The organism is Vibrio sp. 2130-1 (assembly GCF_033339515.1).
The window spans coordinates 1-239 of record NZ_JAWOUT010000727.1 but is presented as its reverse complement, the minus strand read 5'-3'; the positions used below and the strand labels follow the sequence as shown (position 1 = coordinate 239).

General features: G+C 48.1%; 1 protein-coding gene. It reads left to right on the top strand.

Annotation, left to right across the window (positions count from 1 at the left end; translation table 11 throughout):
* Positions 1–239, top strand: a 239-nt coding sequence (locus R7Q09_RS28370) for a glycoside hydrolase family 3 N-terminal domain-containing protein (RefSeq protein ID WP_318144236.1), incomplete at both ends; no start/stop codon positions are given.

Here is a 239-nt window from a genome sequence, read left to right as displayed (position 1 = left end):
AATACTGGTTGAAACACGTTTTACGTCAACAGCTTGGTTTTAAAGGCTTAATTTTCTCCGATGATTTGACGATGGAAGGCGCTGCGATCATGGGCAGCCCCGCCGAGCGTGGGGCTCAAGCCATGAAAGCCGGTTGCGATATGCTATTGATGTGTAATAAGCGTGAAGCACAAGTTGAAGTGTTGGATAACTTGCCTGTTTCAACCGTGCCACTGGCGGATGCGCTACTCAAAAAACAG